We start from the raw sequence: 25,086 nt of genomic DNA, 5'->3' as shown, positions 1-25,086 counted from the left end.
GAAGAGAATAAGAGAACAAGATGACTATTACAGGACAATCGCTGATCGGCAGCAGTTGCAGCAATAACAACGGCGCGGCATTTCTTGCCTTCGACCCGACCTTAGGGAAGGAGATCGAACCGAATTTCTACAGTGCGGGTCAGGGCGAAGTTGATCGGGCCTGTGATCTGGCGCAAGCCGCATTCGATACCTATCGGGAAACCAGCCCGGAAGTGCGCGCGCAATTTTTGGAAAAGATAGGCCAAAACATTCTCGCCATTGGCGATGAACTGATCGTTCGCGCCATGGCTGAAAGCGGTTTGCCGCGTGCACGCCTGGAAGGTGAGCGGGGTCGCACCATAACTCAGTTAAATCTGTTTGCAACGGTGTTGCGCGAAGGTTCGTGGAATGATGCTCGCATTGATCCGGCGATGCCTGAGCGCCAACCGCTGCCACGCGTTGATTTGCGCCTGCGAAATATTGCGATTGGTCCGGTAGCGGTGTTTGGCGCCAGTAATTTTCCTTTGGCATTTTCAGTTGCCGGCGGCGATACCGCATCAGCACTGGCAGCCGGTTGTCCGGTGGTAGTCAAGGCGCATCCGGCTCATCCCGGAACTTCGGAGTTGGTCGGGCGTGCGATTCAGCAGGCGGTGATAGCCAGTAAATTGCCGGAAGGTGTGTTTTCGCTGTTGACCGGTATTGGCAATGCGCTCGGAACGATGCTGGTGCAAAACGCACAGATTCAGGCAGTTGGTTTCACCGGCTCGCGTCAGGGAGGTTTGGCGCTGGTGAAAGTGGCTGCGGCCCGGCCACAGCCGATACCGGTATATGCAGAAATGAGCAGCATCAATCCGGTTTATTTGTTACCAGCAGCACTAGCGGCACGTGCCGACAGTATCGCCAAGAATTTTGTCGATTCAGCTGCCATGGGAGCCGGTCAGTTCTGCACCAATCCGGGACTCGTTTTGGGTCTGGCCGGTGCTGATTTTGAGCGTTTTGGACAGCTGGCAGGAAACGAATTCACGCAGCGCAGCGCGGCTACCATGCTGACTGCCGGTATCCATGCGGCGTATCAACGCGGTGTCGCCACGTTAGCCGAGCAAGCCGATGTCAAACTGTTAGGGCATGGTGCGGCTGCCGATGGTTGTCAGGCAACGCCTACTTTGTTCACCACTAGCGCAAAGGCCTTTCTGAACAATTCGAACTTGAGCGCAGAAGTATTTGGCCCGGTATCGTTGATGATTGCATGCGACGACGAAGCGGAGTTGTTGCAGGTGACTGAACATCTGGAAGGGCAGTTGACCGCAACCTTGCAAATGGATGACGGTGATAAACCATTAGTGCGCCGCCTGTTGCCGCTGCTGGAGCGCAAGGTTGGCCGGATTCTGGCAAACGGTTTCCCGACCGGCGTTGAAGTTTCCCATGCGATGGTACACGGTGGACCGTTCCCGGCGACCTCGGACTGCCGCAGTACATCGGTCGGCAGCGCCGCGATTTATCGCTTCCTCCGCCCGGTGTCATATCAAAATCTGCCACAGGATTTGTTGCCTGCGGCAGTACAAGACGCTAATCCACTGCATATTTGGCAGCGCCGTGACGGTCAACTGGTGAAGTAGTATTTGCGTCGCCTTATACGCGTTCATCGCTACGGCAGGCCTTGCCGACTGATGGGCGCATGGTGCGAAGCAAGCTGGATCGACATGCAAAATCGAGCGGCAGGCCGGTAGCGCGGCCATGCCTTTTCTTTTTAGTTGTTTTTCCGCGTCCCGAAAATTGACCCAGGTATTCGCTTCATTGCGAGATCACCCCTTCACCGGACCCAATTGATATTTTACGCGGCCTCAACATTCTTTTTGGTGGGGCAGAATCCCAACCGTAGCGGCGCGCGTAAAAACTCTTCATCGCCTGTGTCAGCAGCATGTAGCCTAGTAAAATTGCGGCCAGCCAACCGAAATAACTCAACGGCAGGGCTTGCAAATTGAAGTACTCTGCGAACGGCCCCATCGGCAGGAAAATCCCAACCGCCATGATCGTCGCTGTGGTGGCAAGCAATGGCCAGGACGCGCGACTTTGCACGAACGGAATTTTACGGGTTCTGATCATGTGAACAATCAGCGTCTGTGTCAGCAGGCCTTCAACAAACCAACCCGATTGAAACAGCGTTTGCGTATCAGGACTATTGGCGCGGAAGACGTACCACATCAGCCCGAACGTTGCGATATCGAATACGGAGCTCATGGGACCGAAGAACAGCATGAAGCGACCGATTTCTCCAGAGTTCCAGCGTTGCGGCATTGCCAGTGATTCGGGATCTACGTTATCGAGCGGGATCGCTACTTGTGAAAAATCGTACAGCAGATTCTGCACCAGGAGCTGCAGCGGCAGCATCGGCAGAAATGGCAGGAAGACACTGGCCAGCAACACCGAAAAAACGTTGCCAAAGTTGGAGCTGGCGGACATTTTTGTGTACTTCAACATATTGGCGAATGTTTTGCGTCCTTCCATCACACCCTGTTCAAGCACCAGCAAGCTTTTCTCCAGCAAAATGATATCTGCAGCCTCTTTGGCGATATCGACTGCCGAGTCCACCGAAATGCCAATATCGGCCGCACGCAATGCCGGAGCATCGTTGATACCGTCGCCAAGGAAGCCGACAATGTGATCGCCTTGCCGCAGCGCTCTGACAATTCTCTCCTTGTGCAAAGGTGTGAGTTTGGCAAAGATGTCATAGTTTTCCACAGCCACGGCCAGTTCGGCGTCGGACATGGCTTCAACTTGCGCACCGAGTAATATGGCGTCAAAGGCCAGGCCCACCTCACGGCAAACTTTGGCTGTCACTTTATCGTTATCGCCCGTTAAGACTTTGACCTTGACGCCATGTCTTTGCAACGCATCGATGGCTGGCGCCGTGGATTCCTTCGGAGGGTCCAGGAAGGCGATATAGCCGAACAGTGTCAGTTCCGCTTCGTCTTTGACGTCGTAACTTTCCGTGTTCGGCCTGCATTCGCGTGCCGCCACCGCAACCACGCGCAATCCTTCTTCATTGAGGGCGCCCGTGACCTTGCGGATACGCTCGAGTAATTCAGATGTCAATGCGGAGGTTGTGCCGTGCATATGGACGTTGCTGCATACCGACAGGATTTCATCGACCGCACCCTTGCAAATCAGGAGATGGCGATCGTCACGCTCAGAGACGATGACCGACATCCGGCGTCGCTGAAAATCAAATGGGATTTCATCGATTTTCCGAAAGCAGCTGGCGACGTTCAGTTTGCTTTGCAATTCAACATGTTCCAGCACCGCGACATCCAGCAGATTCTTTAGTCCGGTCTGGTGATAACTGTTGAGGTAGGCATAATCCAATACGTTGTCCGAAGCGACACCAAATATATCCGTATGCCGCTCCAGGAAAATTTTGTCTTGCGTGAGAGTGCCGGTCTTGTCGGTACACAGCACGTTCATGGCACCGAAATTCTGGATTGCATCGAGTCGTTTGACGATGACCTTTTTGCGGGACAAGTAGATGGCGCCCTTCGCCAGCGTCGCCGTGACTATCATCAGCAGCATTTCCGGCGTCAATCCGACTGCAATCGACAACGCAAACAATGACGCGCTCCACCAGTCGTGCTTGGTGAAGCCGTTGATCATCAGTACCATCGGTACCATCACCAACATGAAGCGTATCAAGAGCCAGCTGACTTCATTGACACCGCGCTGGAAAGCGGTAGGCGAGCGGTCAGTCTTCAAGACGCGGTCAGCCAGCATGCCGAAATAAGTGTTCTTGCCGGTACTGACGATGACGGCTGTGGCAGCACCGCTGATTACGTTAGTACCCATGAAGCACAGGTTGTCGCGATCCAACGGGTTGGATATGTCTTCGACCGTTTGTTGCGTAAATTTCTCGACCGGGAGGGATTCGCCGGTCATCGCGGCCTGACTGACAAATAAATGTTTGGCGGTCAAAAGGCGCACGTCAGCCGGGATCATGTCACCTGCTGACAGCGCGATGATGTCGCCGGGGACCAACAGGTTGATCGGAATCTCAATCTTGTGCAACTGATGGCGTTGCTCAGGAAGACTGAAATACTCGCGGGTTGTCCCCAATACGTCTTCTGTGACGCTGCGGCGCAGAACCGTGGCGGTGTTGCTGACCATCGCTTTCAGTTTTTCCGCAGCCTTGTTGGAGCGTGATTCCTGCATGAACCTGATCAGCGTCCCAAGCGCCACCATGGAACCGATGACGATGGCACCTTTGGCATCATCGGTGAAGTAGGAGATCGTTGCCAGCACCGTGAGCAGCAAACTGAAAGGGTTCTTATAGCAATGCCACAGGTGCATCCACCAACGCAAAATTTTCGCTTGTCCAACCTCATTGAATCCTGCCTCTTCGCGTATGCTGGCAACCTGCAATTCTGTCAGGCCGTCAGCATGCGTGCCAAGCGAATACAGCAGCGCCTCGGCCGGCGTATTCGATGCGGAAATCAGCTTTTTTGTTAACGTCGAAGCCAAGGCATTGTCTGCTTCACTACGTTTGCCGATGTCGAACACGGCCAGGCGCTGGAAGTGGCGTTCCAGGCCATGAGTGCGGATGAATGCGCTGAAAGCTTCCTGAAGTATTGAAATGTTCATCTGGTGAATCTCTTACATCGATGACCAGGCTAGCCGGCCGATTTCGAAAAACTGGATAAGTAAAAATATCGGGCTAGGTTACACATTCGCGTATAAAAAAGTCGTAAATATTGATGCTTTTAGTGTCTTGTTTTGTGTCTTGTTTAGTGTCTTGTTAAGGCAAGAGTGGCGACTCGACGGAGATGTATTGACGAAAGCTATAGATGCTAGTGGTGGCCGTTGGCCGCCAATTGCGTAAGCGGGCAAGGAAAGAGGGAATCGGAGACGAGCAGATCAAGATAGCGGAGTCGTTTCACTCCGCTATCAGTATAAGGATGAATTAATGCGCTGAAACGGCGCGTGATGCTTTGGCAAGAGGGGCGATGCCGTCTTCGCGATCCAAGCGGCCAGCAAGTGTTGTCAGCCCGAGCGCACCGAGCACAATCAGAGCACCGATCCAAGGCGTCGCCATCAATCCTAAATGACTGACGATCAACCCGCCGCCCCAGGCACCGAGCGCGATTCCGACATTGAACGCGGCGATGTTCAAACCGGATGCGACATCTATTGCGCGCGGAGCGTGACGTTCGGCTTGTTGCACCACATATACCTGTAAGCCAGGCACATTGCCGAAGGCGAAAGCGCCCCATGCCAGCACGGTCAAGACTGCCAACCATGGATTAGAAGCGGTAAAAGTCAATACAAACAAGACGATCGCGAGCATGGCAAACACAATCTGCAATGCGCGTATCGGCCCCTTTTTATCTGCCAGCTTGCCGCCCCAGATATTGCCGAACGCTACCGAAACACCGTATACCAACATCACGAGACTGACGGTAGAGGCAGAAAATCCGGATATTTCCTGCAAAATTGGCGCCAGGTAGGTAAAGGCGATAAAGGAGCCGCCGTAACCCAATGCCGTAATGGCATATACCAACAACAACCGTGGCTTCTTCAGCACCGCTGCCTGGGTCAGCAAAGATGCGGGCTGGCTGTTGGCGATATTGTTTGGCACCAGGATCCAGCTGCCAATGAATGCGATCACTCCTAACAAAGACACTGCCAGAAATGTCGACTGCCAGCCAAAAGTCTGACCAATGAAGGTACCGAGCGGCACACCCGTGACCAGCGCTACGGTAAGCCCGGTAAACATAATCGCAATTGCGCTAGCGGCCTTTTCTTTCGGTACCAGGCTAGTAGCAATGGTCGAACCGATCGAGAAGAACACGCCATGCGCTAGCCCCGTCAGTACCCGCGCCGCCATCAGCGCTTCGTAGCTCGGCGCCGCCCATGCAACCAGGTTGCCGACTGTGAACAAGGCCATCAAGCCCAGCAAAAGCTGCTTGCGCGGAACGCGGCCAGTCAAAGCAGTCAGTACTGGCGCACCGATCGCAACCCCCAAGGCATAGAGACTGACCAGCAAACCGGCAGAGGGAACAGAAATCGCGAGACTGTCGGCAATAGTTGGAATGAGGCCGACAATAACGAATTCTGTAGTCCCGATTGCGAAAGCACTGAGTGTCAGTGCCCATAGTGCGAGAGGCATGATTTTCTTCCTGAATTGGTAAAGAGGCCTCGCAGTATGGGTCTTTCACTAGCGAAGAAAAACCGTTGTCGTGACATTACATTCTTGACTCGAAGTCACCAATGTCTATGTGAAGACCGCTCCACCGCATTGATTCTTTTTGGAAACTATCAATTTGCCTTGGAAGTCAATGGCGGCGCGCAAAAAATATGTTGGAGAATTGTAAATTCCGGTTACATTATGTAATAATAAGAATCATTCTGATTTGCATTTGTATTCGTAGGAAATTGCTGACAAATTTTTATGACGCCAGTTAAGGCGCGCAAAACCCGCAAGGAGATGTTGTCCGAAATGGCGAGGGAAGGATCAGTCTCTGATCGTGAAGTATTGCTATCCCTCTTCGTTTCCTTGCTCCTGAAGCAGTCATCCACAGACGAATTTCAATGAGAGCGCCGTGACTGGCAGCGCCATTGACCACGCAATTCACAAGCCAATTTACAACGCAATAACTAGAAAGTAATCGATGAAAAAAAACGTTATATCGGATGCAATTCGGGTAGTAGCTTCGGGAGCAGCAACAGCCGGATTCGCCGTCGCCATGTCTTCAATGCCGTTGATGGTACAAGCACAGACGAAAACAGACGCAGAGGAAGACGCTAAAAAGTCACCCAATGCATTGACATCTCTTCCTATGGTTACGGTGACGGAAAAGGCCGAGAATGCCAATCAGGCAACCACCGGTATCGCCCGCATGCCGGGAACGGTCAAAGAAACGCCGCAAGTCATCAATGTGATTTCACAAGAGATGATTGAACAGCAACGTGCAACGTCGCTGGAGCAGGTATTGAAGAATGTGCCGGGTATCACGATGTCGACCGGCGAAGGTAATGGCGGTCAGAATGGTGATCAGTTCCGGATTCGGGGTATGTCTGCCAAAGGTGATATTTACGTCGATGGCTTGCGCGATTTCGGCGCTTACAAGCGCGATAGCTTCAATACGGACAGCGTCGAAGTCATCAAGGGACCTTCCGGCGAAGCCTTCGGTGTCGGCAATGTGGGCGGTCTCATTAATCAGACTACCAAGAAGGCCGGCCTCGAAAACAGTACCAGCATCGATCAGAGTTTTGCATCGGCATCCACCTATCGCACCACGGTCGACAGCAATATTCGTATCAATGACACCAATGCCATCCGTATCAACGGCATGTACCAGAGCGGCAACGTGGCCGATCGTGACCATGTGAAAGATAATCGTCAGGGTTTTGCGATTGATTTCGGGACCGGTCTGGATACCAGCACCGAATGGCATCTCAATTACTCCTATCAACATAACGATGGCAAGCCTGATTATGGTGTACCAATGGCACAAGGTGCCGATGGTATCTATCTACCGTTGACCGAATATGATGTTCCTGGGTTTTCCGACTCGACATCCTATGTGCGCAGCACGGATAAAGACGTATCGACGACGCATATGGTGACATCAACCTTCGTCCAGAAGCTTGATAATGGCATGACGATCAACAACGATACGCGCCTGAGCGTCTACGAGCGGGATTTCTCGGCAACCAACCCCGCCAGTGTCAGCTATGCTAACTTGCAAAAATTGTTTGCGGGACGCAATGTCCCATTGGCATATGGTGCCGGTGGCGGGATGGCGTATGAGCAACGCGGATGGGCCGTGCAGAATGTGAGCAGCCTGAAAGGCGATTTTGATCTGGGTGGATTCCGCAACAAGGCAATGGTCGGCCTGGACATGAATTATCAGAAAGACCATCGCGATCAAGGCACCTGGACTGGCCGCGTCAATAACCAGAACATCGTCAACCCGACCTACGACATGACCCCGGGTGCATCGGTTGCCTATGGCGCAACCACCCGTGAATCGAGCGCTTCCGATGTCGGCGTTTTTGCCAATGATCGTTTATGGCTGACGCAACAGTTCTCGTTGTTAGGTGCTTTGCGTTGGGATTATTTCCGTAGTGAATATTCGACCAACGCGTCTTCGATTGGCGGCTCGGCCGATTCGAAGAAGCTGAGTCCGTCCTTGAGCGGAATCTGGGAGCCGAATCAAGACACGATGCTCTACACTTCTTTCTCACGCACGTACCGCCCGATCGGGACGGATATTTCCGTCGCGGTTGGCGGGGTTCAATCTGAAGTGCCGAAAGATGGTGTCAGCAATGAGCCTGAGCGCTCTGACAGTATTGAAGCCGGTGCCAAGCTGGACTTCCTGAACAAGCGTCTGGGTGTGACAGGCGCGATATTCCAGATCAAGAAATCCAACTCCTATACGATCGATCCTGATACCGGTATGGTGGCAGCTGGCTTTTCCGATAGCGGCGAAGCCTACCGTATCCGCGGTACTGAGTTGGGATTGACGGGTCGTATCAGCAGCAATTGGACCGTCAATCTGGCTTACGCCTATCTCGATGGCACCGTAACCTATTCCAGCACAGCATCCTCTATCGGTAAAACAGCACCGGGTGTTCCGCGGAATAATCTTTCCGTCTGGACCAGCTATGACGTTCCCCGTAGTTTGTTGCCTTTACCGGGTCGGGTGACCGTGGGCGGCGGTGTTCAATACGCGTCCTCTTATTGGGTTGATTCGGCCAATACCGGACAGATTCCGAACACGCTGGCTGTCAATGCAATGGTCGCGTACAAGCTGGACAAATACCGCATTTCGCTGAATGCTTATAACCTGACCGATCACCAGAATTATTCGTCGTACTTCGGTACAACACGCGCCGTGCCAACGTCGGGCCGCACGTTTACTCTAAATCTTGGCACGACATTCTGACGTGCTAAGATCGGCAGCCTTATCTCCGACAGGGTTGTCGATCAGATTATCGCTTTGCGAATAAAACGCCATACATGGTTGGACGATCATGTATGGCTTTTCTCATAAATGAAAGGCAAGCACCATGCTGGTTCACATCCCGGATGTACTTACTCCCGAGGAGGCAAAGCATTGCAGGCAAGTGCTTGAGCGCTCGGCATGGGTACATGGCAGCGTGACTGCAGGCGACCAGGCCGCCAAATTCAAGAACAATTTGCAGCTTCCTGCCGAGAGCGCCGAGGCGCAAGAACTTGGCGATATCATTTTGCATGCGCTTGGCCGGAATTCGACCTACCATTCGGCGGCACTGCCGTTGCGCGTGTTGCCGCCGAAATTCAATCGCTATGATTTAGGCATGACCTTCGGGATGCACGTCGACAATTCGATTCAATCCGTAGCGGGAAGTGGTGGAGCGCGTATGCGTGCAGATGTCTCCAGCACCATTTTCCTGACGAATCCCGATGAGTACGAAGGAGGGGAGCTGGTGATGACGGACTCTTTCGGTACGCATGCAATCAAGCTACCGATGGGGCACATGATCGTTTACCCGGCATCGACCTTGCACCGGGTCGAACCAGTCACGAAAGGGAGCCGCTGGGCTTCGTTCTTTTGGGCTCAATCGATGGTCAAAGACGATGGGGAGCGCGCCACGTTGTATGAACTCGATCAATCGATCATGGCAATTCGCGGCCAGCTCGGCGACGATAGCCCGGCTGTTCTGGGGCTGGTCAATCATTACCATAATTTGTTGCGACGCTGGGCAGAGTTGTAACGCAACCGCAGTTTCTTCATCAATTTCCACACCATATCATCATGAACATTCCTGCAGATACCGTTGCGCTGAGTGACTACGAACTGCGTTTTCACGAACATGTGGATACTGCAGTGGCAGCTTACATCGCTGGTGCGGCCGCGGATGGCATCACACAACGTGCAAATCGACAAGCTTTTGACCGTTTGCACATCTTGCCACGCGCCTTGGTCGATATGTCGCAGGCCAGCGCCAAGACCATGCTGTTTGGCGAAACGCTGGATTACCCCATTATCCTTGGGCCGACAGCATTTCATAAGCTGGTTGATCCTGCCGGAGAGTTGGCAACGGTCGAGGCCGCTTCGCTCACGCGAACCTGGATGACGGTTAGTCAGCAAGCCAGCGTGACGCTTGAAAACGTGGCCAGCGCCGCGAGTACGCCGTTATGGTTTCAACTATATATGCGCGCTGAGCGGGAAGAGACGGTCGCGTTGATCAGGCGCGCTGAGTCGGCCGGTTACAAGGCTATCGTTGTCACTATCGATGCGGCCGTCAGCGGCATTCGCAACGCAGAGCAGAGAACAGGTTTCCGGCTGCCAGAGCAGATATCCGCCGTCAACCTGAGCGGTTTCAAAGCTACTCCGCCGATCAGAGCCCGCGCCGGTAGTCCGGTATTCCAGGGCATGCTCAAGGGCGCTCCGACCTGGGCGGATATTGAATGGCTTTGCCAATTGACCGCGTTGCCGGTGATCGTCAAGGGACTCATGAATCCGGCGGATGTTGAACCTGCTCTGCGTGTCGGATGCGCGGGCATTATTGTGTCCAATCACGGCGGTCGCACGCTCGATACGGTACCAGCGACCATAGCCGTTTTGCCATTTGTGACGCAGGCTGTTGCCGGACGTGTGCCGGTGCTGGTCGATGGGGGTGTCAGGCGTGGCACCGATATTCTCAAGGCGCTTGCTTTAGGCGCGTCGGCAGTATTGATCGGCCAACCTGTTCTGCATGCATTGGCCGTAGGCGGGATGCCAGGCGTGGCGCACATGTTGACCGTACTGCAAACGGAATTGGAAGTGGCAATGGCGCTGGCTGGACAACCTCAATTGCACAAAATCGATTCGTCGCTGCTATGGACTTCCCCGCAGTGAAACTAGTCCAACAAATAAAGTCGAAAACTTATATATTGGCTGCTCAGCCTGGACCCATATAAAAGACCAGCGGACTAACAGCAATGTGCAAGTCATGCCAGCAGTGCAATTTTGGCATGTGAAAGAAAGAAAAATGACGATGATCGAACTGCCTTTTCGGGCAACAACTGAGCAGGCTTGCGACTGGCTTGCGCAGCAAACAGGCACGCAATGGACATTGGCACGCATGATAGAAAGCGGCTTGACTCCCTACGTTTGGCTGGACTATGACGCCGACTATCCCGCGTTGTTCGGTGACGCGAACGGCGGTTACCCGGCGCCGATTTTTTTCGAAGGCGACACCCAACGACTTGCCGCCGGCAGTGAGGACGTGCTCATCACGATCACGAAAGACGTCTATAAGATAGTGACGAAACTCAAGCCGCCAGGCTTTAGAAGGTCTTTGCATGAGTTACGTTTTCTGAAGAAAGATCTGGAGCGTCTGGTAAGTAAACTCAAACGCGAGGCCGAACCCAAAGTTGCCAACATTGAACTGGCAAAGGAATCACAGAGTGGTATCAGCAAAGAGCAGGTGTTAATAGCATTTGCCAGTCTGGTAAAAATTGATTTGGACCAGGCCCTGAGCAGTGGCGGCGGCATATTTGGTGATGAGGGAGCAAGGGTTAAAGGCAGCGCTAAAAGAGCAAAAAACAAAGCCGCGTGGAATCCGATTACGTTGGCATTGGGATTGAATGATGTGTATCGGGTACCAGTCTCACATCTGAAAAGAGTTTTTAATACGTATGAATTTTTGCAAGAATGGACTACAGAATGGAATCATTCTCTGGCGTTGCTGGGTAAGTAGGGGGAGTGCAGTAGTCGTTCATTGCAGTTTGTGCCATGGTCGGGCGGGCACCATAGGATGCGGTGCCACGTTCACCTCTGAAAGTGAACGGTTACCGCATATTACGCATTCGTTGCCTGTCTGGAGATGATAAATAGTAAGCCGAGCGACGCAATTTACTTCGTTAATCCACTTTTTTCTCTTCAAACAAAATGAGCGCGATAAGGCTGACTAACGCACAGCCGAACAGATACCATGCAGGCGCATAGGGGTTGTTTGTTTCTTTGATTATCCAGGTAACGAGAAAGGGTGAGAAACCGCCAAATATACTGACGCTGATGCTGTACATGATCGCCATCGATCGCACGCGCATCTCGCGTGGAAAGCCCTCCAGCAGAATAAGCGAACCCGCCGGACCTTGCAGTGCCATCACAATGATCATTAGCGCTACACCCGAGAGTACCGTGGTCAACTCCGGCGTTTTCAGAATAGTGATGAAGACTGGAAAAATGGCAGCCATGCCGAACAGTCCTGTCACGTATAAGATTGGTTTGCGCTTGCTCAGTCGATCAGCGAGTTTGCCGCAGAGAGGTGTTCCTATCGTTAAAATTAATCCCGCCAAACAGCCGGAATAGAGTGACATTGAGGCAGGCATATGCGCTACCCGCACCAGATACGAAGGCAAAAAGTACACCATGATATACATGGTCGCCGTACTGTTGAGCATTATCAAAGTGCCCAAAATGATGCGGCGAATGTCATATTGGAGACGCTTGGGAACAACATTCGATCTGCGCTGCTCCGTATGCGTTTCTTCCAGATTATTGCGGATATACATGCCTACCGGGCCAATTAGCAAGCCCAACAGAAACGGAACACGCCACCCCCAACTTTCGAGCGCTGCAGGCGACAACATATGCGTAAGAAGTACTCCGCAGGCGGCACCGGCTAACGCGGCGGCACCCTGGCTCGCAACCTGCCAGCTAAGAAGGTATCCTCGCTTTCCGGGTGGTGCCGACTCCATCAGAAATGTCATCGCTATACCGGTTTCGGCACCTGCTGAAAATCCTTGAATCAAGCGTGCGATCACGATCAGTAATGGCGCTGCCAAGCCAATTTGCGCATAGGTTGGCGCTAAACCAATGATCGCAGTACCCGATGCCATCAGCAGTATCGTAAGGGTCATAGCGGCCTTGCGTCCAGCGCGATCGGCGTAGATTCCTAATACGATCCCGCCGAGAGGCCGGGCCAGGAAGCCGATACCGAACGTCGCGAAAGACAGCATCAATTGGCTATATTCTCCAACGACAGGAAAAAAGAGTTTGCCAATGATTACGGCAAAAAAACTGTAAACCGTAAAGTCAAACAATTCAAGCGCATTGCCAAGTACGGCAGCGACTATTACCCGTCGAGACGGTGCAGCCTTGGCATGTTGAGGCAGTGCGGTATTAACAGGCACCGTTGCGGGGACAGATAAAGTATTCATGATGTTTCCAAATTGGACGCGATGACAGTTCTGCACACGCAAGCAAGCTGGCGTTCAAAAAATCTTGATACGTAGTTGCTGGCGGGTGAGAACTGTTTTTTTAGATTTCCTACTGATATGCGCAGTACATTGCATCAAACCCAATGTATAAGAACGGACGATGGAAGAATCGGATAGCAGTTGACCTTAAACGTCCAGGCACCGATGTCATCCAGGTATCCCTCTACCATCACGCCACCAGATATTGCTCAACCAGACGAGCCCAATAACTAGCTCCTATCGGTAGTGCATCATCATTAAAGTCGTAACCGGGATTGTGGATCATGCAACCACCGTTCCCCTCAGTGCCATTTCCGAGCGCAACATAACAGCCAGGCACTTTTTCGAGCATCCAGGAGAAATCCTCGCCGCCCATACGCTCCGCTGGTAGCGGGACGATATTATCCATGCCGACCAATGCCGCAATCGCCTCGCGTGCCCATCCCGATTCTTGCTCCGTGTTCATCAGTACGCGAGAGATCGGCCGATAAGCTATCTCTGCCGTGACGTCAAAGCTGCGTGCCTGAAATTCGACAATCTCGCGCAAACGCTTTTCAATCAATGTCTGGACCGCTTTATCGAGGGTCCTTACGGTGATAAGGATTTTTGCAGTTTCCGGGATGACGTTGTGGGCAGTGCCGGCCTGGATTGAACCTACCGTCACAACCGCCGCGTCGGCCGTTGAAATATTGCGCGAGACGATAGTTTGCAATGCCATGACGATGCTGGCAGCGGCCACAACTGGATCGCGTCCAAACTGTGGCATTGCACCGTGGCTGCCCTTGCCAGTAAGGGTGATCGTCACCGAATCGGACGATGCCGCCATGGCGCCGCTTTGCGCGACAAACATGCCAACAGGCAGCCCCGGTGCATTGTGCAGAGCAAATATGGCGTCACAAGGGAAGCGCTCGAATAAGCCGTCCGCCATCATGCGCTGCGCGCCACCTAAACCTTCTTCTGCTGGCTGAAATATCAGATTCAGTGTGCCGTTGAAGCGTTTTGTTTGAGAAAAATAATATGCAGCAGCCAGTAAAATTGCGGTGTGGCCGTCGTGTCCGCAGGCATGCATTTTTCCATGCAATTTGCTCGCATAGGACAAGCCAGTATCTTCCAAAATTGGCAATGCATCCATATCTGCACGAATACCGATAGTGCGCGAACCCTGGCCAACTTTGAGGCGGCCAACTACCCCGGTACCACCGACATCCGGCGTTACCTCATAACCCCATTCCTGCAGCTTTTGCACCACCAGTTTGCTGGTCTCAATTTCCTCGAAACCTAATTCAGGATGAGCATGAATGCGGTGACGCAACTCAACGAATTCGGCAGCATGCTTTTTGACCTCGGGAAGAATATTTATAATTCGTGACAACGCGATCTCCTCATGTAGACTGAAATAATAATGTCCGTGCAATATCAATGACGGCAGGACTGGAAAGCCAGTCTATGACGAGAGTACATATTTAAAAAATGAAAAAATATTATGCCTATAATGTTTAGTTATGGCATCGATATTGGGAGGCCGTATGAGAATGAAACTTCAGAGGTAGTGTATGGGAATGAAACTGCATCAACTCCGCGCTTTGGTAGCCGTTGCCGACTACGGCAGTATCATTGGAGCTGCCCGTGCGCTGTTCGTCAGCCAACCTGCCATCACCAAGGCGATTCGCGAACTTGAGGCCGATGTCGGGGTAACGCTGCTGGGTCGCAGTGTCAGCGGCGTGACATTAATGCCAGCAGCGAAGTCACTCTTGCAACGTGCACGGCTAATTGTCCATGAGATAGAACGGGCAGAAGAGCAGATGGGAGTGGAAAGAGGGATTCAGGAAGGAAGAGTCACAATTGGTTTAACGGCTCTCGCAGCGCTGACGCTGCTACCAAGTGCCTATGCACGGTTTCGGCAAGATATGCCTCAAGTCAAAGCCGAATTTCTAGAGCAGCCGGTGTCAAAATTACTCGACAGTCTACGTCAAGGCACGCTCGATTTTGCATTGATCTCAGCCTCTCGCGCTCCGGCAGATACATCTGTGCACAGCACAGAACTGGCGACGTATTCAGCGGTATTTGTGGTGCGGGAAAATGGCCTGTTAGCCAAAGCGACCTCGCTGAAAGACCTGAGCGACGCTGAATGGTTATATATCGACCCATCGGACACTTATCCGTTGTATATCGCGGAGTTATTCAAACGGAGCGGCTTGCCAGCGCCGCATCGCATGACGAAGTGCACGTCTCAGGCGCTGCTGTTTGGCATTGCCCTGACATGTGATTCGGTGATTTCATGGCCATCTCCAATATTCGAAGTAGTCAATGCGACGGGGCAATTTCGCAAACTCGACTTTATTGAAAAACCAGCAGACGTAAAGCTTTTTTTGATTCAGCGCGAAGGTGCAATTATTACGCGGCCGGCAGAGTATTTCATTCGGTGCGTCATGGATCTGGCCAAGATTTTATGATGTTTGTCCGGATTAAAGGCATGCTACCTAAATTCAATTCGTCGTTCCCGCGAACGCGGGAATCCATGCTGAGATCGTAACTTGGATCCCCGCGTTCGCGAGGATGACGGATTTTTTTGATTCTGGCGTTGAAGAGCTCCGACTTTGCATCGGTTCACGTGATCACATTCTGATCACGTGTCCGTCGGACTCCAGCCAATTAGAAGCTGTGATTCATACCTACCGCAAGCGATTTGGTGGTGATCCCGGTTTGTGGGTTAAACGTACCTGCCTCAAACGGTAGCGGCGTACTATTCAGAATGATAGTAGAAGCACCGTAGTTTCTGACCTCGCCCAAGCGGGCATACAGCGTAGTCCGCTTTGAAAAAGCGTAATCAGAACCCAACATGATGCCCAACGCCGCATCGTGAACTTCCTTGCCGGTGCTGTCGCGGACGTCAGAGGTGTCACGGTAGATTGCTGAGGCGCGATAGGTAAAGCGGCCAAGCGGCAAAATGGCACCCAAAGTGGTGATGCGCGCAATGCCATCCTGAGCTACTTTTGGCGCCATCAGCGTATAGGATGCAGAGAGCACTAATTTCCCATTGTCGTAGATCACGCCAATGGCGGGAATGTCAGTGCGTATGCCCTCGGGAGCCGCATCCGGAGTTAATGCCACAGGTGCGCTCCATACCTGGTTATAGCTCGCGGCAAAATAAAACGGGGCAGTCAGATAGGAAATGACACCGCCTTGACTAGCCACGCGAGGATTGTTTGCGCCGGTCGTGTTGGTGGCATAAATGAGTTGGCCGTCGACGCCACCAACACGCGGAGTCGCATAGGTAATGGCATTCGGCACTCGGGTAAGCAGAGAACTGGCACCAACGCCGAGATCGGTGTTATAACCCGCTCCCCTGGAACTCTGCACCACACCGCCTCCAACCCAGCCATACACCGAGTTAGTGGTGACAAGTCCGAAGGGATCAATGAACAACGGCAGCATGGCATTGATCTGATTCCCAAAGCGCACCGTTCCCCACTCGCTCGACTTGAGTCCGACCCAGGATTCCCGGTTGAATAATGCGCTCGCTTGCATGGCTCCGGTGTTGGCCAGGAAGCCGGATTCGAGCTTGAATTCCGCCTTCAGGCCACCGCCCAGATCCTCTTGGCCATACAAGCCAAATTTTGAGGTGTACATTCCGCCACTTTGCATTTGAAAATTGCTGGGTGCATTGTCGGCTTTAGTGTACAACCCGCCAAGGTCAACCGAACCATACAACGTCACGCCGCCATTATTTCCGCTACTGTATTCAGGCAAGTTAGCGAGCTGGCTCATCAGATACGAATCGGCGTGCGCCTGTTGCATCGATAGTCCCGCACACACAATCCCACACCAGATAAATTTTGTTTTGTTTTTTGTATTGACTGTCCCCACCTTACGTCTCCTTCTGTTGTAATAATTTTGTTCCAAGCTATATGTTTCTGCGCCGTGGTAAGACTAGGCTGCTGCCACTTAATGGCGATTTGGATTTAATGACGTAGCTATTCTCAACAATTTTCTACAGAACAAAAACGCACTTTTTCTTATTTGCATAACCAATGGTTATCAAAGAATTTCACAAATACGACGTAACCAACTTGGTTTTGACATCTCGATTGCAGACGCGGGAAGTATTTTCGGCGATGCGGAGGCGCACCTGATGGCTGCGCGATTCGATGACGCAAACGGTGGTTATTCAGTGCCGATTTTTTTCGAAGGTGGCATACGGCGACTTGCCGCCGGAAGCGAGGATATTGGCGAGACATCAGTGCTTGCCTTGCTGAAGAATCACTTGCTCCCGCAATTGATCGGCACCTTGCCTTCGAATTTTCACCCTGTCACCAACGTCGCGACCGCTGATCCCCGGGCTAAAACTGCGCGGTCCGGGGTTCACGGCGGGCAGGCATGTTAACATTGGCAGTGACGCGCACGAAACACTGTACCAATGGACCGGAATGCAATCAAAAGCCAGGTCTGGCCATATACTGGCGATTCAACCGAACGACTCGACTGTCTCGAACGTGGGTGAACTGTCGACCGAAACGCTGAACTTAAAGGGCATCCGTGGCGTGATAAACGATGGCGATGTACGCGATGCAGAGTTCATCATCGGCCTCGGCTTTCAGGTTTTGCATCGTTACTTTTCGCCGCGCGATGTGGTCGGTTACTGGTTACCTGATGCATTCGGTCAGCGGGTCAAAATCGGCGATGTATTGATTACCCGGTGATTACCTGCTCGGCGATTTTGACGGTTTGACGCGCATTCCTAAGGATGTGATCGAATCGGTATTGGAGCTGGCCGAGGCGGCAACGACTCAGGAGAATCGGGTGCGAACAGCCATTTTGGAAGATGTCGATCCGCAGGAAGCATATCTTAAATACGATAAATTTTGAGAGGCCTGCAGATCGGATTTACTTTATTTATTGAGAAAAGGAAGCTCTCCCCATGTCCGTGATTACGAATATCGAAGACCTGCGCATTCTGGCGCAAAAGCGCGTTCCGCGCATGTTCTACGATTACGCCGATTCCGGCTCGTGGACCGAATCAACCTATCGTGCCAATAACAGTGATTTCGCGGACATGAAATTTCGCCAGCGTGTCGCTGTGAATATGGAAAACCGCACACTTGCTACGACGATGGTGGGGCAGGCAGTTTCCATGCCGGTAGCGCTGGCGCCAACCGGCATGGCCGGAATGCAACATGCCGACGGCGAAATTCTTGCTGCCAAGGCTGCCGAAAAATTTGGCGTCCCGTTCACGCTGTCAACCATGAGTATCTGCTCCATTGAAGATGTGGCGGCTCACACCAGCAAGCCATTCTGGTTTCAGGTCTATGTGATGAAAGACCGCGATTTCATCAACCGCTTGATCGATCGGGCAAAAGCGGCAAACTGTTCAGCGCTGGTGCTTACGCTGGATTTGCAGATTCTGGGGCAGCGCCACAAAGACCTGAAAAACGGGCTGTCGGCGCCGCCCAAGCTGACGATCCCTAATATTTTGAACATGATGAGCAAGCCGCGCTGGAGCATGGGTATGCTGGGCACGCAACGTCGTACGTTCGGCAACATTGTCGGTCACGCGAGTAACGTGTCGGACATGTCGTCACTCTCATCGTGGACCTCGCAACAATTTGATCTGGCGCTTTCGTGGAAGGACGTGGAATGGATCAAGCAGCGCTGGGGCGGAAAACTGATTATCAAGGGCATCATGGATGCGGAAGACGCGCATCTGGCAGTGGAGAGCGGCGCTGATGCGCTGATTGTTTCCAATCACGGCGGCCGCCAACTCGATGGCGCACTTTCCAGTATCCGTGCGCTACCCGCGATCGTCGATGCGGTGGGCAAGCAAATTGAAATCCATATGGATGGTGGTATTCGTTCCGGCCAAGACGTGATTAAGGCCATTGCCCTGGGCGCCAAAGGCGTCTACATTGGCCGCCCTTTTCTGTATGGTTTAGGTGCGATGGGCGAGGCTGGCGTGACCAAGTGTCTGGACATTATTCGCAATGAGTTAGATTTGACCATGGCATTTTGCGGGCTCACCGATGTCAATAAAGTGGACAAGCAAATTTTGATACCGGGGACATATTAAGATTCCCTCTTCGTGGAGATCTGTAATGTAAGCATTGGTTGACGCTGTGGAGAAGCGATTCTCTAAACGGGGTGCGGTCGTTCGGGTACGCAGAGTTTTCTGGCTTGCCCACAGCGTTAATGAGCATTTCTTGTCATTCCCCGAAAAGCTCGACAATAATGGAGCGCAACCACATGTTGGGACCATCTTTATTGAATCTTCGGTGCCAGTGTTGTTTGAGGTCGAAATGCGGGATTTCCAGTGGTGGTTCAACCAGTCTGATATTGGTCAGCTTGGCGAATGATTCACCTACTGCATACGGCACTGTTACGATCAGCTCGGTGGAAGCGATAATGAATGGAATCGTCATATAGTGCGGTGTCGATAGCACGATACGGCGCTGGATTTTCTTCTTCTCCAGTAGTTGTTCGACAAGCTCCTGGCTTCTGCCTTCCGCCTTAATCACGGCGTGTCCCAGCTTCAAGAATTCTTTCATGCTGATGCGGTTCTGCTTGAGGGGATGCGACGCATTCAGCAAGCAAATGAATGAATGTGAAAACAGTCGCTGCTGGAAGAAATTGCGGTGTTTCAAATCCGGGAAATAGCCGATTGCCAGATCAATCTCACCGCTTTCAAGTGCGGCCGAAATTTCTTCAGGTGGCAAGTTCAGCGACGATACCGATGCGAACGGCGCCTCTGCTCCGAAGCGTTCCATCAATTTTGGCAATATCGTCATTTCGCCGATATCCGATAGTGCGAACGTAAACTTGCGTGTGGTCACCGCAGGATCGAATGCGGTACTGGACAAGACTTCAGCGTTAATGCGCTGCAATATATCTTTGGTCGGCGTGATCAGTGACGCCGCGCGTGGCGTCGGTTCCATGCCGTGAGATGTCCGGACGAACAAGGGGTCGCCGAGTGCAACGCGCAACTTATTCAACGCCACGCTGACTGTCGGCTGGCTCATGCCCAGCTTCTGCGCGGCCCGGCTTACGCTGCGCTCTTCATAGATCGCCAGTGCCACCGGCAGCAGATTCAGATCAAATTCCATGATATTAACAATTCAAATAAACATTATTAAGAATATTCTATTCCAAAATAATGTAGCTAAGCTCATGATTGCCCGAAATCACCTGACCAAAAATGAGTTGGGGAAAATATAAAGGAGATCATATATGTCACGCATACTAGCCACGCTATGCTGCGCCAGCTTGACTTTCGCGGTCATGACGTCGAACGCAGCAGAATCAAATCAAGTTGTCAAAATCGGGATCATCACTTCATTGACTGGTATTGCCGCACAAAGCGGCGAGCAAATGAAGGCGGGGATTGAAACTTACTTGCGCCTGAATGGCGATACCGCTGGCGGCAAGAAGTTGCAAGTCATTTACAAGGACGACACCGGCCCACAGGCGGATGTCGCGAAGCGGCTCGCTACCGAACTGATTGCGCGCGACAACGTTGATATTTTTGCCGGCTTCGTTTTTACCCCAAATGCGATGGCAGTTGCCAGCGTGGTCGATCAAGCCAAAAAGCCGATGGTCGTGATGAATGCTGCATCGTCGGCCGTCACCACGCGTTCGCCGTATATCACGCGGACCTCTTATACCATCGCACAATCAGTGAAACCGCTGGCTGAATGGGCCTACAAAACCGGATCGCGTCGTGTCTTTTCTATCGTTTCAGATTACGGTCCAGGACTGGATGGAGAAACCTGGTTCAGCAAGACCTTCACTGCTTTGGGTGGTCAGATTATTAGCTCGGTGCGGGTGCCGATCTCAACCGTCGATTACAGCGCCTACATGCAGCGCATCAAGGATGAAAAGCCGGATGCGATTCACGTGTTTTTACCAAATGGCCAGCCGATGGCGTCCTTCATCAAAGCGTATCGCGAGAAGGGGCTCGATAAGGCTGGCATCCGCTTTCTAGGCGGTGAAGGCTGGGCCGATGACGATATCATGGCATCGGGTGGCGATGCGATGGTCGGTATTTATACCGCCGGGTTTTATTCTTTTACCCGTCCGGGTGCCGAGAACGCCAAATTTCTCGCCGCGTTTGCGGAAACGGTACACGGCAAATTCAAGCCCAGTTTTCTCGCCGTATCTGCCTATGACGGCATGGCGCTGATCGCCAAAACCTTAAACAAGACCAACGGCAATACCGATGCCGGCGCTTTCATGGCAGCGGTCAAGGGATATTCATCATCAAGTCCGCGCGGCACGGTGAGCATCGATCCGGCCACCCGCGATATCGTGCAAACCATTTATATCCGCAGGATAGACAAACAAGGCCCTGGCAAGTTGGTGGCCACTGAAATCGATCGTTACGACGGTGTCAAAGACCCAGGTAAGTGATCGAATTAATTATCTTAGAAAGGAAAAAATCATGTTTCCGATGAACCAATGGTACGTCGCTGCATTTGCCTGGGAGCTGAAGGACAAGCCGCTTGCCCGTACTCTTTTGAATCGTCCGGTGGTACTGTTCCGCACGGCTAGCGGTGAAGTCGCCGCGCTGGAAGATCGTTGCTGTCATCGCAGCGTGCCGCTTTCCTGCGGCACACTCGATGGCGACGGCATTCGTTGCGGTTACCACGGCCTGTTGTATGCACCTAGCGGCAAGTGTATCGAAATCCCCGGTCAGTTAAAGATTCCCGGCAAGGCCTGTGTCGCGGCTTCCAAAGTGGTCGAAAGTAATCAGATCGTCTGGATCTGGATGGGAGCAGAGGCTGGCAGCGAACCGACGATGCCGCCGCCAAACTATGCTGTGCACGACGATCCGCGATATAAATACAAGGGCGGCGTGTTTCACTATAACGCGCCGTATCAGCTGATCCATGACAATCTTCTGGATCTGAGTCATCTCGGTTACGTGCATTTGAAAACCATAGGCGGCAACCCGAAATTGCACATGGAAGCGCCCACCAACGTGTATAGCGATGGCGATACCGTCCGCGTGGTACGGTGGATGAAATCCTCGAAAGCGCCGGCAACCTATAGTGCTGCATGGCCGTTCAAGGGACTGCTCGATCGCTGGCAGGAAATCGATTTCCATGTAAGTTATCTGGCGATCTGGACCGGTGCCGTTGATGCGGACACCGAGGCGCTCGACGATCCGCAACGCGGCGGTTTCCATATGCGCGGCTTTCATGGCATCACGCCCGAAACCGAAACCACTTCGCATTACTTCTGGAGCATGGCCAGCAATTCGCACCCAGATCAGCCGGATACCAGCGAACTGGTATACCAGCAAACCGAGCAAACATTTGAAGAAGATCGCGTCATCATTGATGCGCAATATCGCAATATGGCCCGCTTTGGCAGCAACCCGACGATAGATATCCATGTTGATGCCGGTGCCAATCGCGCACGCCGCGTCATCGAGCGTCTGTGTAGCCAGCAGTGAGCGGGTATTGCATGACAGGATGGCGCAATGCATTGCGCCATTTTCGCAGTTTAATATGCTAATTAAATTATGAATACCATCGCAGCAAAGGTTGTCAGAAAAGTCCAGGAAGCCGAAGATATTTTCAGTTTCGAACTCATCAGCGCAGACAGTACGCCGTTGCCGCCTTTTAGCGCGGGATCGCACATCGATGTGCAGGTTAGCCGTGATATCACCAGACAGTATTCGCTGTGCAATGATCCTATTGAAGAACATCGTTACCTGATCGGTGTGCTGCGTGATCCGAATTCACGGGGCGGATCGATGGCCATGCATGACACCGTTAATGAAGGCGATGTCATCCAGATTAGCGCGCCGAAGAACCATTTCCCGCTGGGTCATGCGAAGCGATTCTTGCTGTTTGCCGGCGGCATCGGCATCACTCCTATACTCAGCATGGCCGAACGGCTGACCCGTATCAATGCAGATTTCGACATGCATTACTGTGCTCGTGCTATGGAGCGCACGGCGTTTCACGATAGGATCAAGGCATCGCCATTTGCTAATAACGTCCATTTTCATTTTGATGCCGGCTCAGTGGAACAGAAGTTGGATCTGATAAATCTGATCGCGCGCCCAGAGCCCGACACGCATATCTATGTTTGCGGGCCGACGGGATTCATTGATCATGTGGTTGGCACCGCGAAAGGTCTGGGTTGGACCAGCGAGCAGCTTCATCTGGAATATTTTGGCGCCGCTGCGCAAGACACGACAGCCGACACGGAATTCCAGGTACAGATTGCGAGTACCGGCAATCTGTACGTCGTGCCGGCCGACAGGACGGTTATTCAGATTCTGGAGGAAAACGGTATCGAGATTCCGACTTCCTGTGAGCAGGGTGTATGCGGCACGTGTATTACCCGCGTGCTAAGCGGAACTCCTGACCATCGCGATATGTATTTCACTGATCAGGAGCATGCAAAGAACGATCAATTTACGCCTTGCTGCTCACGCGCCACATCAAAAATTCTTGTATTGGATCTATAGACACTAACTCAGCGTGCCGAGCATGGAGTGCGTTGTTGTAGCGAAGCAGGCGCAACTAACTGATAAAGGAAATCTGGCGCTAAGCACAGTTCGGTGTTTAGCGCCAGTATTTGCCCAGCCTGGTCGCGATGTCGGGCATGCGCTGGATGGACAACAGCAGTCATCAATGACTCTTATTTTCCCGGGTCTTTTTGATCTGGGAATTTGTCAAACTCGACGTTGTATGGCTCACCGTTGATTTTCTCTACCTTGCGTACATACACAGTTTGAATGATGTCGCGCGTATTCGGATCGATGGCAATCGGACCGCGTGGGCTGTTCAACTTGATGTTCTTCAGGATGGCCATCGCTTGCGGGCCATCGATCTTGCCGTTTAGCTTGCGTACGACTTCATAAATCGCTGCCATGCCATCATAAGCGGCGACAGCCATGAAGTTAGGACGTCCACCGTTTGGATTGGCGGCCGCAAAGCTCTTCAGGAAAGCCTGGTTCTCTGGCGACTTGTGTGCAGCCGAGTAGTGGAAAGTGGTGATCACGCCCAACGTTGCGTCGCCCATTGAAGGCAGCACATGGTCATCGGTCAGATCGCCGGTGGCGATCACCTTGATGCCTGCTTCAGCCAGGCCGCGCTCACGATAGCCTTTCATGAAGGCGATGCTTTGTTCGCCTGCCGGTACGAAAATAAATACGGCGTCCGGCTTGGCGTCCTTGATACGTTGGATGTAAGGCGAGAAATCAGGGTTGCTTAGCGGGACGCGAATCGCTTCGGTCACGACGCCACCGCCCTTAACCAATTCTGACTTGAATGCGGCTTCCGCATCGATGCCAGGTCCGTAGTCGGCAACTAGCGTCACCACTTTCTTGATGTTGTTTTTCACTGCCCACTTTGCCATCGGTGCCGAGACCTGTGGCAGAGTCATCGAGAAGCGGGCAATGTAATTGGACTTGGTGGTGATGGCAGAGGTCGCCGCGTTCATGACGATCATTGGTTTTTTTGCCTGCTCTGCGATAGGCGCGACAGCCAATGCTTCCGGCGTCAGGCCAAAGCCAGCCAGGAAATCAACCTTATCGCGGACAACTAATTCCTGCGCCAGTCGCTTGGCTATTTCCGGAGAAGGGCCGGTAGTGTCCTTGATGATGATTTCAATTTTCTTGCCAGCCACGCTGTCGCCGTGCTGCGCCATGTAGGCTTTGATACCGCCTTCCATCTGTTTGCCGTAATTCGCGAAGGGGCCGGAAAATGCAGCGATCACACCGATCTTAATGGTGTCTTCCGCATAGGCTGGCGACACTGCAGCGTAGCTTACGGCCGCAAGTGTTGTTATTGCCAAAATTTTTTTCATCATTATTTTTGTCTCCTGTTTGCTGCTGTTTTTGTCTATGAAGGACTGACTGTTGCAATTGCCACGTCGTG

At 52.5% G+C, this 25,086-nt stretch carries 21 protein-coding genes; 13 read left to right on the top strand and 8 right to left on the bottom strand.

Annotated features, from left to right (window positions below; all coding sequences use genetic code 11):
• Positions 1-20: 20 nt before the first annotated feature.
• Positions 21-1,595, top strand: a complete 1,575-nt coding sequence (locus tag GEV47_RS08740) for an aldehyde dehydrogenase (NADP(+)) (protein ID WP_153234385.1) — start codon at positions 21-23, stop codon at positions 1,593-1,595.
• A gap of 175 nt (positions 1,596-1,770) precedes the next feature.
• On the opposite strand, the gene mgtA is transcribed toward GEV47_RS08740, so the two are convergent.
• A complete protein-coding gene (gene mgtA / locus GEV47_RS08735) occupies positions 1,771-4,608 on the bottom strand; it encodes a magnesium-translocating P-type ATPase (RefSeq protein ID WP_153234384.1) in 2,838 nt (945 codons plus the stop codon).
• A 319-nt stretch (positions 4,609-4,927) separates the two neighbouring features.
• Positions 4,928-6,133: an MFS transporter gene (locus GEV47_RS08730; protein WP_153234383.1), complete on the bottom strand. Its 1,206-nt coding sequence runs from the start codon at positions 6,131-6,133 to the stop codon at positions 4,928-4,930.
• A 502-nt stretch (positions 6,134-6,635) separates the two neighbouring features.
• Here GEV47_RS08730 and GEV47_RS08725 point away from each other — a divergent pair.
• The 4 genes from GEV47_RS08725 (at position 6,636) to GEV47_RS08710 (ending at position 11,697) form a co-directional block, all read left to right on the top strand.
• Positions 6,636-8,915, top strand: coding sequence for a TonB-dependent receptor (locus tag GEV47_RS08725; RefSeq protein WP_153234382.1), 2,280 nt, complete (start codon positions 6,636-6,638; stop codon positions 8,913-8,915).
• 124 nt (positions 8,916-9,039) lie between these two features.
• Positions 9,040-9,726 (top strand): Fe2+-dependent dioxygenase, encoded by a 687-nt coding sequence (locus GEV47_RS08720; RefSeq protein ID WP_153234381.1) that lies wholly within the window; start codon positions 9,040-9,042, stop codon positions 9,724-9,726.
• A gap of 41 nt (positions 9,727-9,767) precedes the next feature.
• Positions 9,768-10,853, top strand: coding sequence for an alpha-hydroxy acid oxidase (locus GEV47_RS08715; protein WP_153234380.1), 1,086 nt, complete (start codon positions 9,768-9,770; stop codon positions 10,851-10,853).
• A gap of 133 nt (positions 10,854-10,986) precedes the next feature.
• Positions 10,987-11,697: a hypothetical protein gene (locus GEV47_RS08710; protein ID WP_153234379.1), complete on the top strand. Its 711-nt coding sequence runs from the start codon at positions 10,987-10,989 to the stop codon at positions 11,695-11,697.
• A 163-nt stretch (positions 11,698-11,860) separates the two neighbouring features.
• Here GEV47_RS08710 and GEV47_RS08705 read toward each other — a convergent pair whose 3' ends face one another.
• Positions 11,861-13,162 (bottom strand): MFS transporter, encoded by a 1,302-nt coding sequence (locus GEV47_RS08705; protein WP_153234378.1) that lies wholly within the window; start codon positions 13,160-13,162, stop codon positions 11,861-11,863.
• Between the two features lie 229 nt (positions 13,163-13,391).
• On the bottom strand, positions 13,392-14,573 hold the full coding sequence (locus tag GEV47_RS08700; RefSeq protein WP_153234377.1) for a M20 aminoacylase family protein: 1,182 nt from the start codon (positions 14,571-14,573) through the stop codon (positions 13,392-13,394).
• A 181-nt stretch (positions 14,574-14,754) separates the two neighbouring features.
• On the opposite strand from GEV47_RS08700, the gene GEV47_RS08695 reads away from it, so the two are divergent.
• The gene (locus GEV47_RS08695; protein WP_228124640.1) at positions 14,755-15,654 is read left to right on the top strand and encodes a LysR substrate-binding domain-containing protein; all 900 of its coding nucleotides are present in this window, start codon (positions 14,755-14,757) and stop codon (positions 15,652-15,654) included.
• Between the two features lie 199 nt (positions 15,655-15,853).
• On the opposite strand, the gene GEV47_RS08690 is transcribed toward GEV47_RS08695, so the two are convergent.
• Complete coding sequence (locus GEV47_RS08690) at positions 15,854-16,999, bottom strand: porin (protein WP_153234376.1); 1,146 nt, start codon at positions 16,997-16,999, stop codon at positions 15,854-15,856.
• A gap of 334 nt (positions 17,000-17,333) precedes the next feature.
• Between GEV47_RS08690 and GEV47_RS08685 the strand changes: the two genes are divergently transcribed.
• The 4 genes from GEV47_RS08685 to GEV47_RS08670 are packed head-to-tail and all read left to right on the top strand — an operon-like array spanning position 17,334 to position 19,265.
• Positions 17,334-17,585, top strand: a complete 252-nt coding sequence (locus GEV47_RS08685) for a hypothetical protein (protein ID WP_153234375.1) — start codon at positions 17,334-17,336, stop codon at positions 17,583-17,585.
• Between the two features lie 43 nt (positions 17,586-17,628).
• The gene (locus GEV47_RS08680; protein WP_153234374.1) at positions 17,629-17,901 is read left to right on the top strand and encodes an RraA family protein; all 273 of its coding nucleotides are present in this window, start codon (positions 17,629-17,631) and stop codon (positions 17,899-17,901) included.
• 25 nt (positions 17,902-17,926) lie between these two features.
• Positions 17,927-18,067: a hypothetical protein gene (locus tag GEV47_RS08675; protein WP_153234373.1), complete on the top strand. Its 141-nt coding sequence runs from the start codon at positions 17,927-17,929 to the stop codon at positions 18,065-18,067.
• 52 nt (positions 18,068-18,119) lie between these two features.
• A complete protein-coding gene (locus GEV47_RS08670; protein WP_153234372.1) occupies positions 18,120-19,265 on the top strand; it encodes an alpha-hydroxy acid oxidase in 1,146 nt (381 codons plus the stop codon).
• 133 nt (positions 19,266-19,398) lie between these two features.
• On the opposite strand, the gene GEV47_RS08665 is transcribed toward GEV47_RS08670, so the two are convergent.
• Complete coding sequence (locus GEV47_RS08665) at positions 19,399-20,295, bottom strand: LysR family transcriptional regulator (protein WP_153234371.1); 897 nt, start codon at positions 20,293-20,295, stop codon at positions 19,399-19,401.
• A 124-nt stretch (positions 20,296-20,419) separates the two neighbouring features.
• On the opposite strand from GEV47_RS08665, the gene GEV47_RS08660 reads away from it, so the two are divergent.
• The 3 genes from GEV47_RS08660 (at position 20,420) to GEV47_RS08650 (ending at position 23,672) form a co-directional block, all read left to right on the top strand.
• Positions 20,420-21,598, top strand: coding sequence for an ABC transporter substrate-binding protein (locus tag GEV47_RS08660; RefSeq protein ID WP_153234370.1), 1,179 nt, complete (start codon positions 20,420-20,422; stop codon positions 21,596-21,598).
• A gap of 31 nt (positions 21,599-21,629) precedes the next feature.
• The gene (locus tag GEV47_RS08655) at positions 21,630-22,646 is read left to right on the top strand and encodes an aromatic ring-hydroxylating dioxygenase subunit alpha (protein ID WP_153234369.1); all 1,017 of its coding nucleotides are present in this window, start codon (positions 21,630-21,632) and stop codon (positions 22,644-22,646) included.
• Between the two features lie 69 nt (positions 22,647-22,715).
• A complete protein-coding gene (locus tag GEV47_RS08650) occupies positions 22,716-23,672 on the top strand; it encodes a PDR/VanB family oxidoreductase (RefSeq protein WP_153234368.1) in 957 nt (318 codons plus the stop codon).
• Positions 23,673-23,680: 8 nt separating this feature from the next.
• On the opposite strand, the gene GEV47_RS08645 is transcribed toward GEV47_RS08650, so the two are convergent.
• Positions 23,681-23,836 carry a hypothetical protein gene (locus GEV47_RS08645; RefSeq protein WP_153234367.1) on the bottom strand — a complete coding sequence of 52 codons (156 nt, stop codon included), beginning with the start codon at positions 23,834-23,836 and terminating at the stop codon, positions 23,681-23,683.
• A 9-nt stretch (positions 23,837-23,845) separates the two neighbouring features.
• Complete coding sequence (locus GEV47_RS08640) at positions 23,846-25,015, bottom strand: ABC transporter substrate-binding protein (RefSeq protein WP_153234728.1); 1,170 nt, start codon at positions 25,013-25,015, stop codon at positions 23,846-23,848.
• Between the last annotated feature and the right edge of the window lie 71 nt (positions 25,016-25,086).

This window comes from Glaciimonas soli, from assembly GCF_009497155.1.
Classification (GTDB): Bacteria; Pseudomonadota; Gammaproteobacteria; order Burkholderiales; family Burkholderiaceae_D; genus Glaciimonas; species Glaciimonas soli.
This window is presented reverse-complemented; position numbering and strand designations above follow the sequence as displayed.

Bases quoted from the DNA above. Each gene is read 5' to 3' on its own strand.
- GEV47_RS08740 (WP_153234385.1), top strand. From the start codon at position 21: ATGACTATTACAGGACAATCGCTGATCGGCAGCAGTTGCAGCAATAAC.
- mgtA (WP_153234384.1), bottom strand. From the start codon at position 4,608: ATGAACATTTCAATACTTCAGGAAGCTTTCAGCGCATTCATCCGCACT.
- GEV47_RS08730 (WP_153234383.1), bottom strand. From the start codon at position 6,133: ATGCCTCTCGCACTATGGGCACTGACACTCAGTGCTTTCGCAATCGGG.
- GEV47_RS08725 (WP_153234382.1), top strand. From the start codon at position 6,636: ATGAAAAAAAACGTTATATCGGATGCAATTCGGGTAGTAGCTTCGGGA.
- GEV47_RS08720 (WP_153234381.1), top strand. From the start codon at position 9,040: ATGCTGGTTCACATCCCGGATGTACTTACTCCCGAGGAGGCAAAGCAT.
- GEV47_RS08715 (WP_153234380.1), top strand. From the start codon at position 9,768: ATGAACATTCCTGCAGATACCGTTGCGCTGAGTGACTACGAACTGCGT.
- GEV47_RS08710 (WP_153234379.1), top strand. From the start codon at position 10,987: ATGACGATGATCGAACTGCCTTTTCGGGCAACAACTGAGCAGGCTTGC.
- GEV47_RS08705 (WP_153234378.1), bottom strand. From the start codon at position 13,162: ATGAATACTTTATCTGTCCCCGCAACGGTGCCTGTTAATACCGCACTG.
- GEV47_RS08695 (WP_228124640.1), top strand. From the start codon at position 14,755: ATGGGAATGAAACTGCATCAACTCCGCGCTTTGGTAGCCGTTGCCGAC.
- GEV47_RS08690 (WP_153234376.1), bottom strand. From the start codon at position 16,999: ATGCAACAGGCGCACGCCGATTCGTATCTGATGAGCCAGCTCGCTAAC.
- GEV47_RS08685 (WP_153234375.1), top strand. From the start codon at position 17,334: ATGGCTGCGCGATTCGATGACGCAAACGGTGGTTATTCAGTGCCGATT.
- GEV47_RS08680 (WP_153234374.1), top strand. From the start codon at position 17,629: ATGCAATCAAAAGCCAGGTCTGGCCATATACTGGCGATTCAACCGAAC.
- GEV47_RS08670 (WP_153234372.1), top strand. From the start codon at position 18,120: ATGTCCGTGATTACGAATATCGAAGACCTGCGCATTCTGGCGCAAAAG.
- GEV47_RS08665 (WP_153234371.1), bottom strand. From the start codon at position 20,295: ATGGAATTTGATCTGAATCTGCTGCCGGTGGCACTGGCGATCTATGAA.
- GEV47_RS08660 (WP_153234370.1), top strand. From the start codon at position 20,420: ATGTCACGCATACTAGCCACGCTATGCTGCGCCAGCTTGACTTTCGCG.
- GEV47_RS08655 (WP_153234369.1), top strand. From the start codon at position 21,630: ATGTTTCCGATGAACCAATGGTACGTCGCTGCATTTGCCTGGGAGCTG.
- GEV47_RS08650 (WP_153234368.1), top strand. From the start codon at position 22,716: ATGAATACCATCGCAGCAAAGGTTGTCAGAAAAGTCCAGGAAGCCGAA.
- GEV47_RS08645 (WP_153234367.1), bottom strand. From the start codon at position 23,836: ATGACTGCTGTTGTCCATCCAGCGCATGCCCGACATCGCGACCAGGCT.
- GEV47_RS08640 (WP_153234728.1), bottom strand. From the start codon at position 25,015: ATGAAAAAAATTTTGGCAATAACAACACTTGCGGCCGTAAGCTACGCT.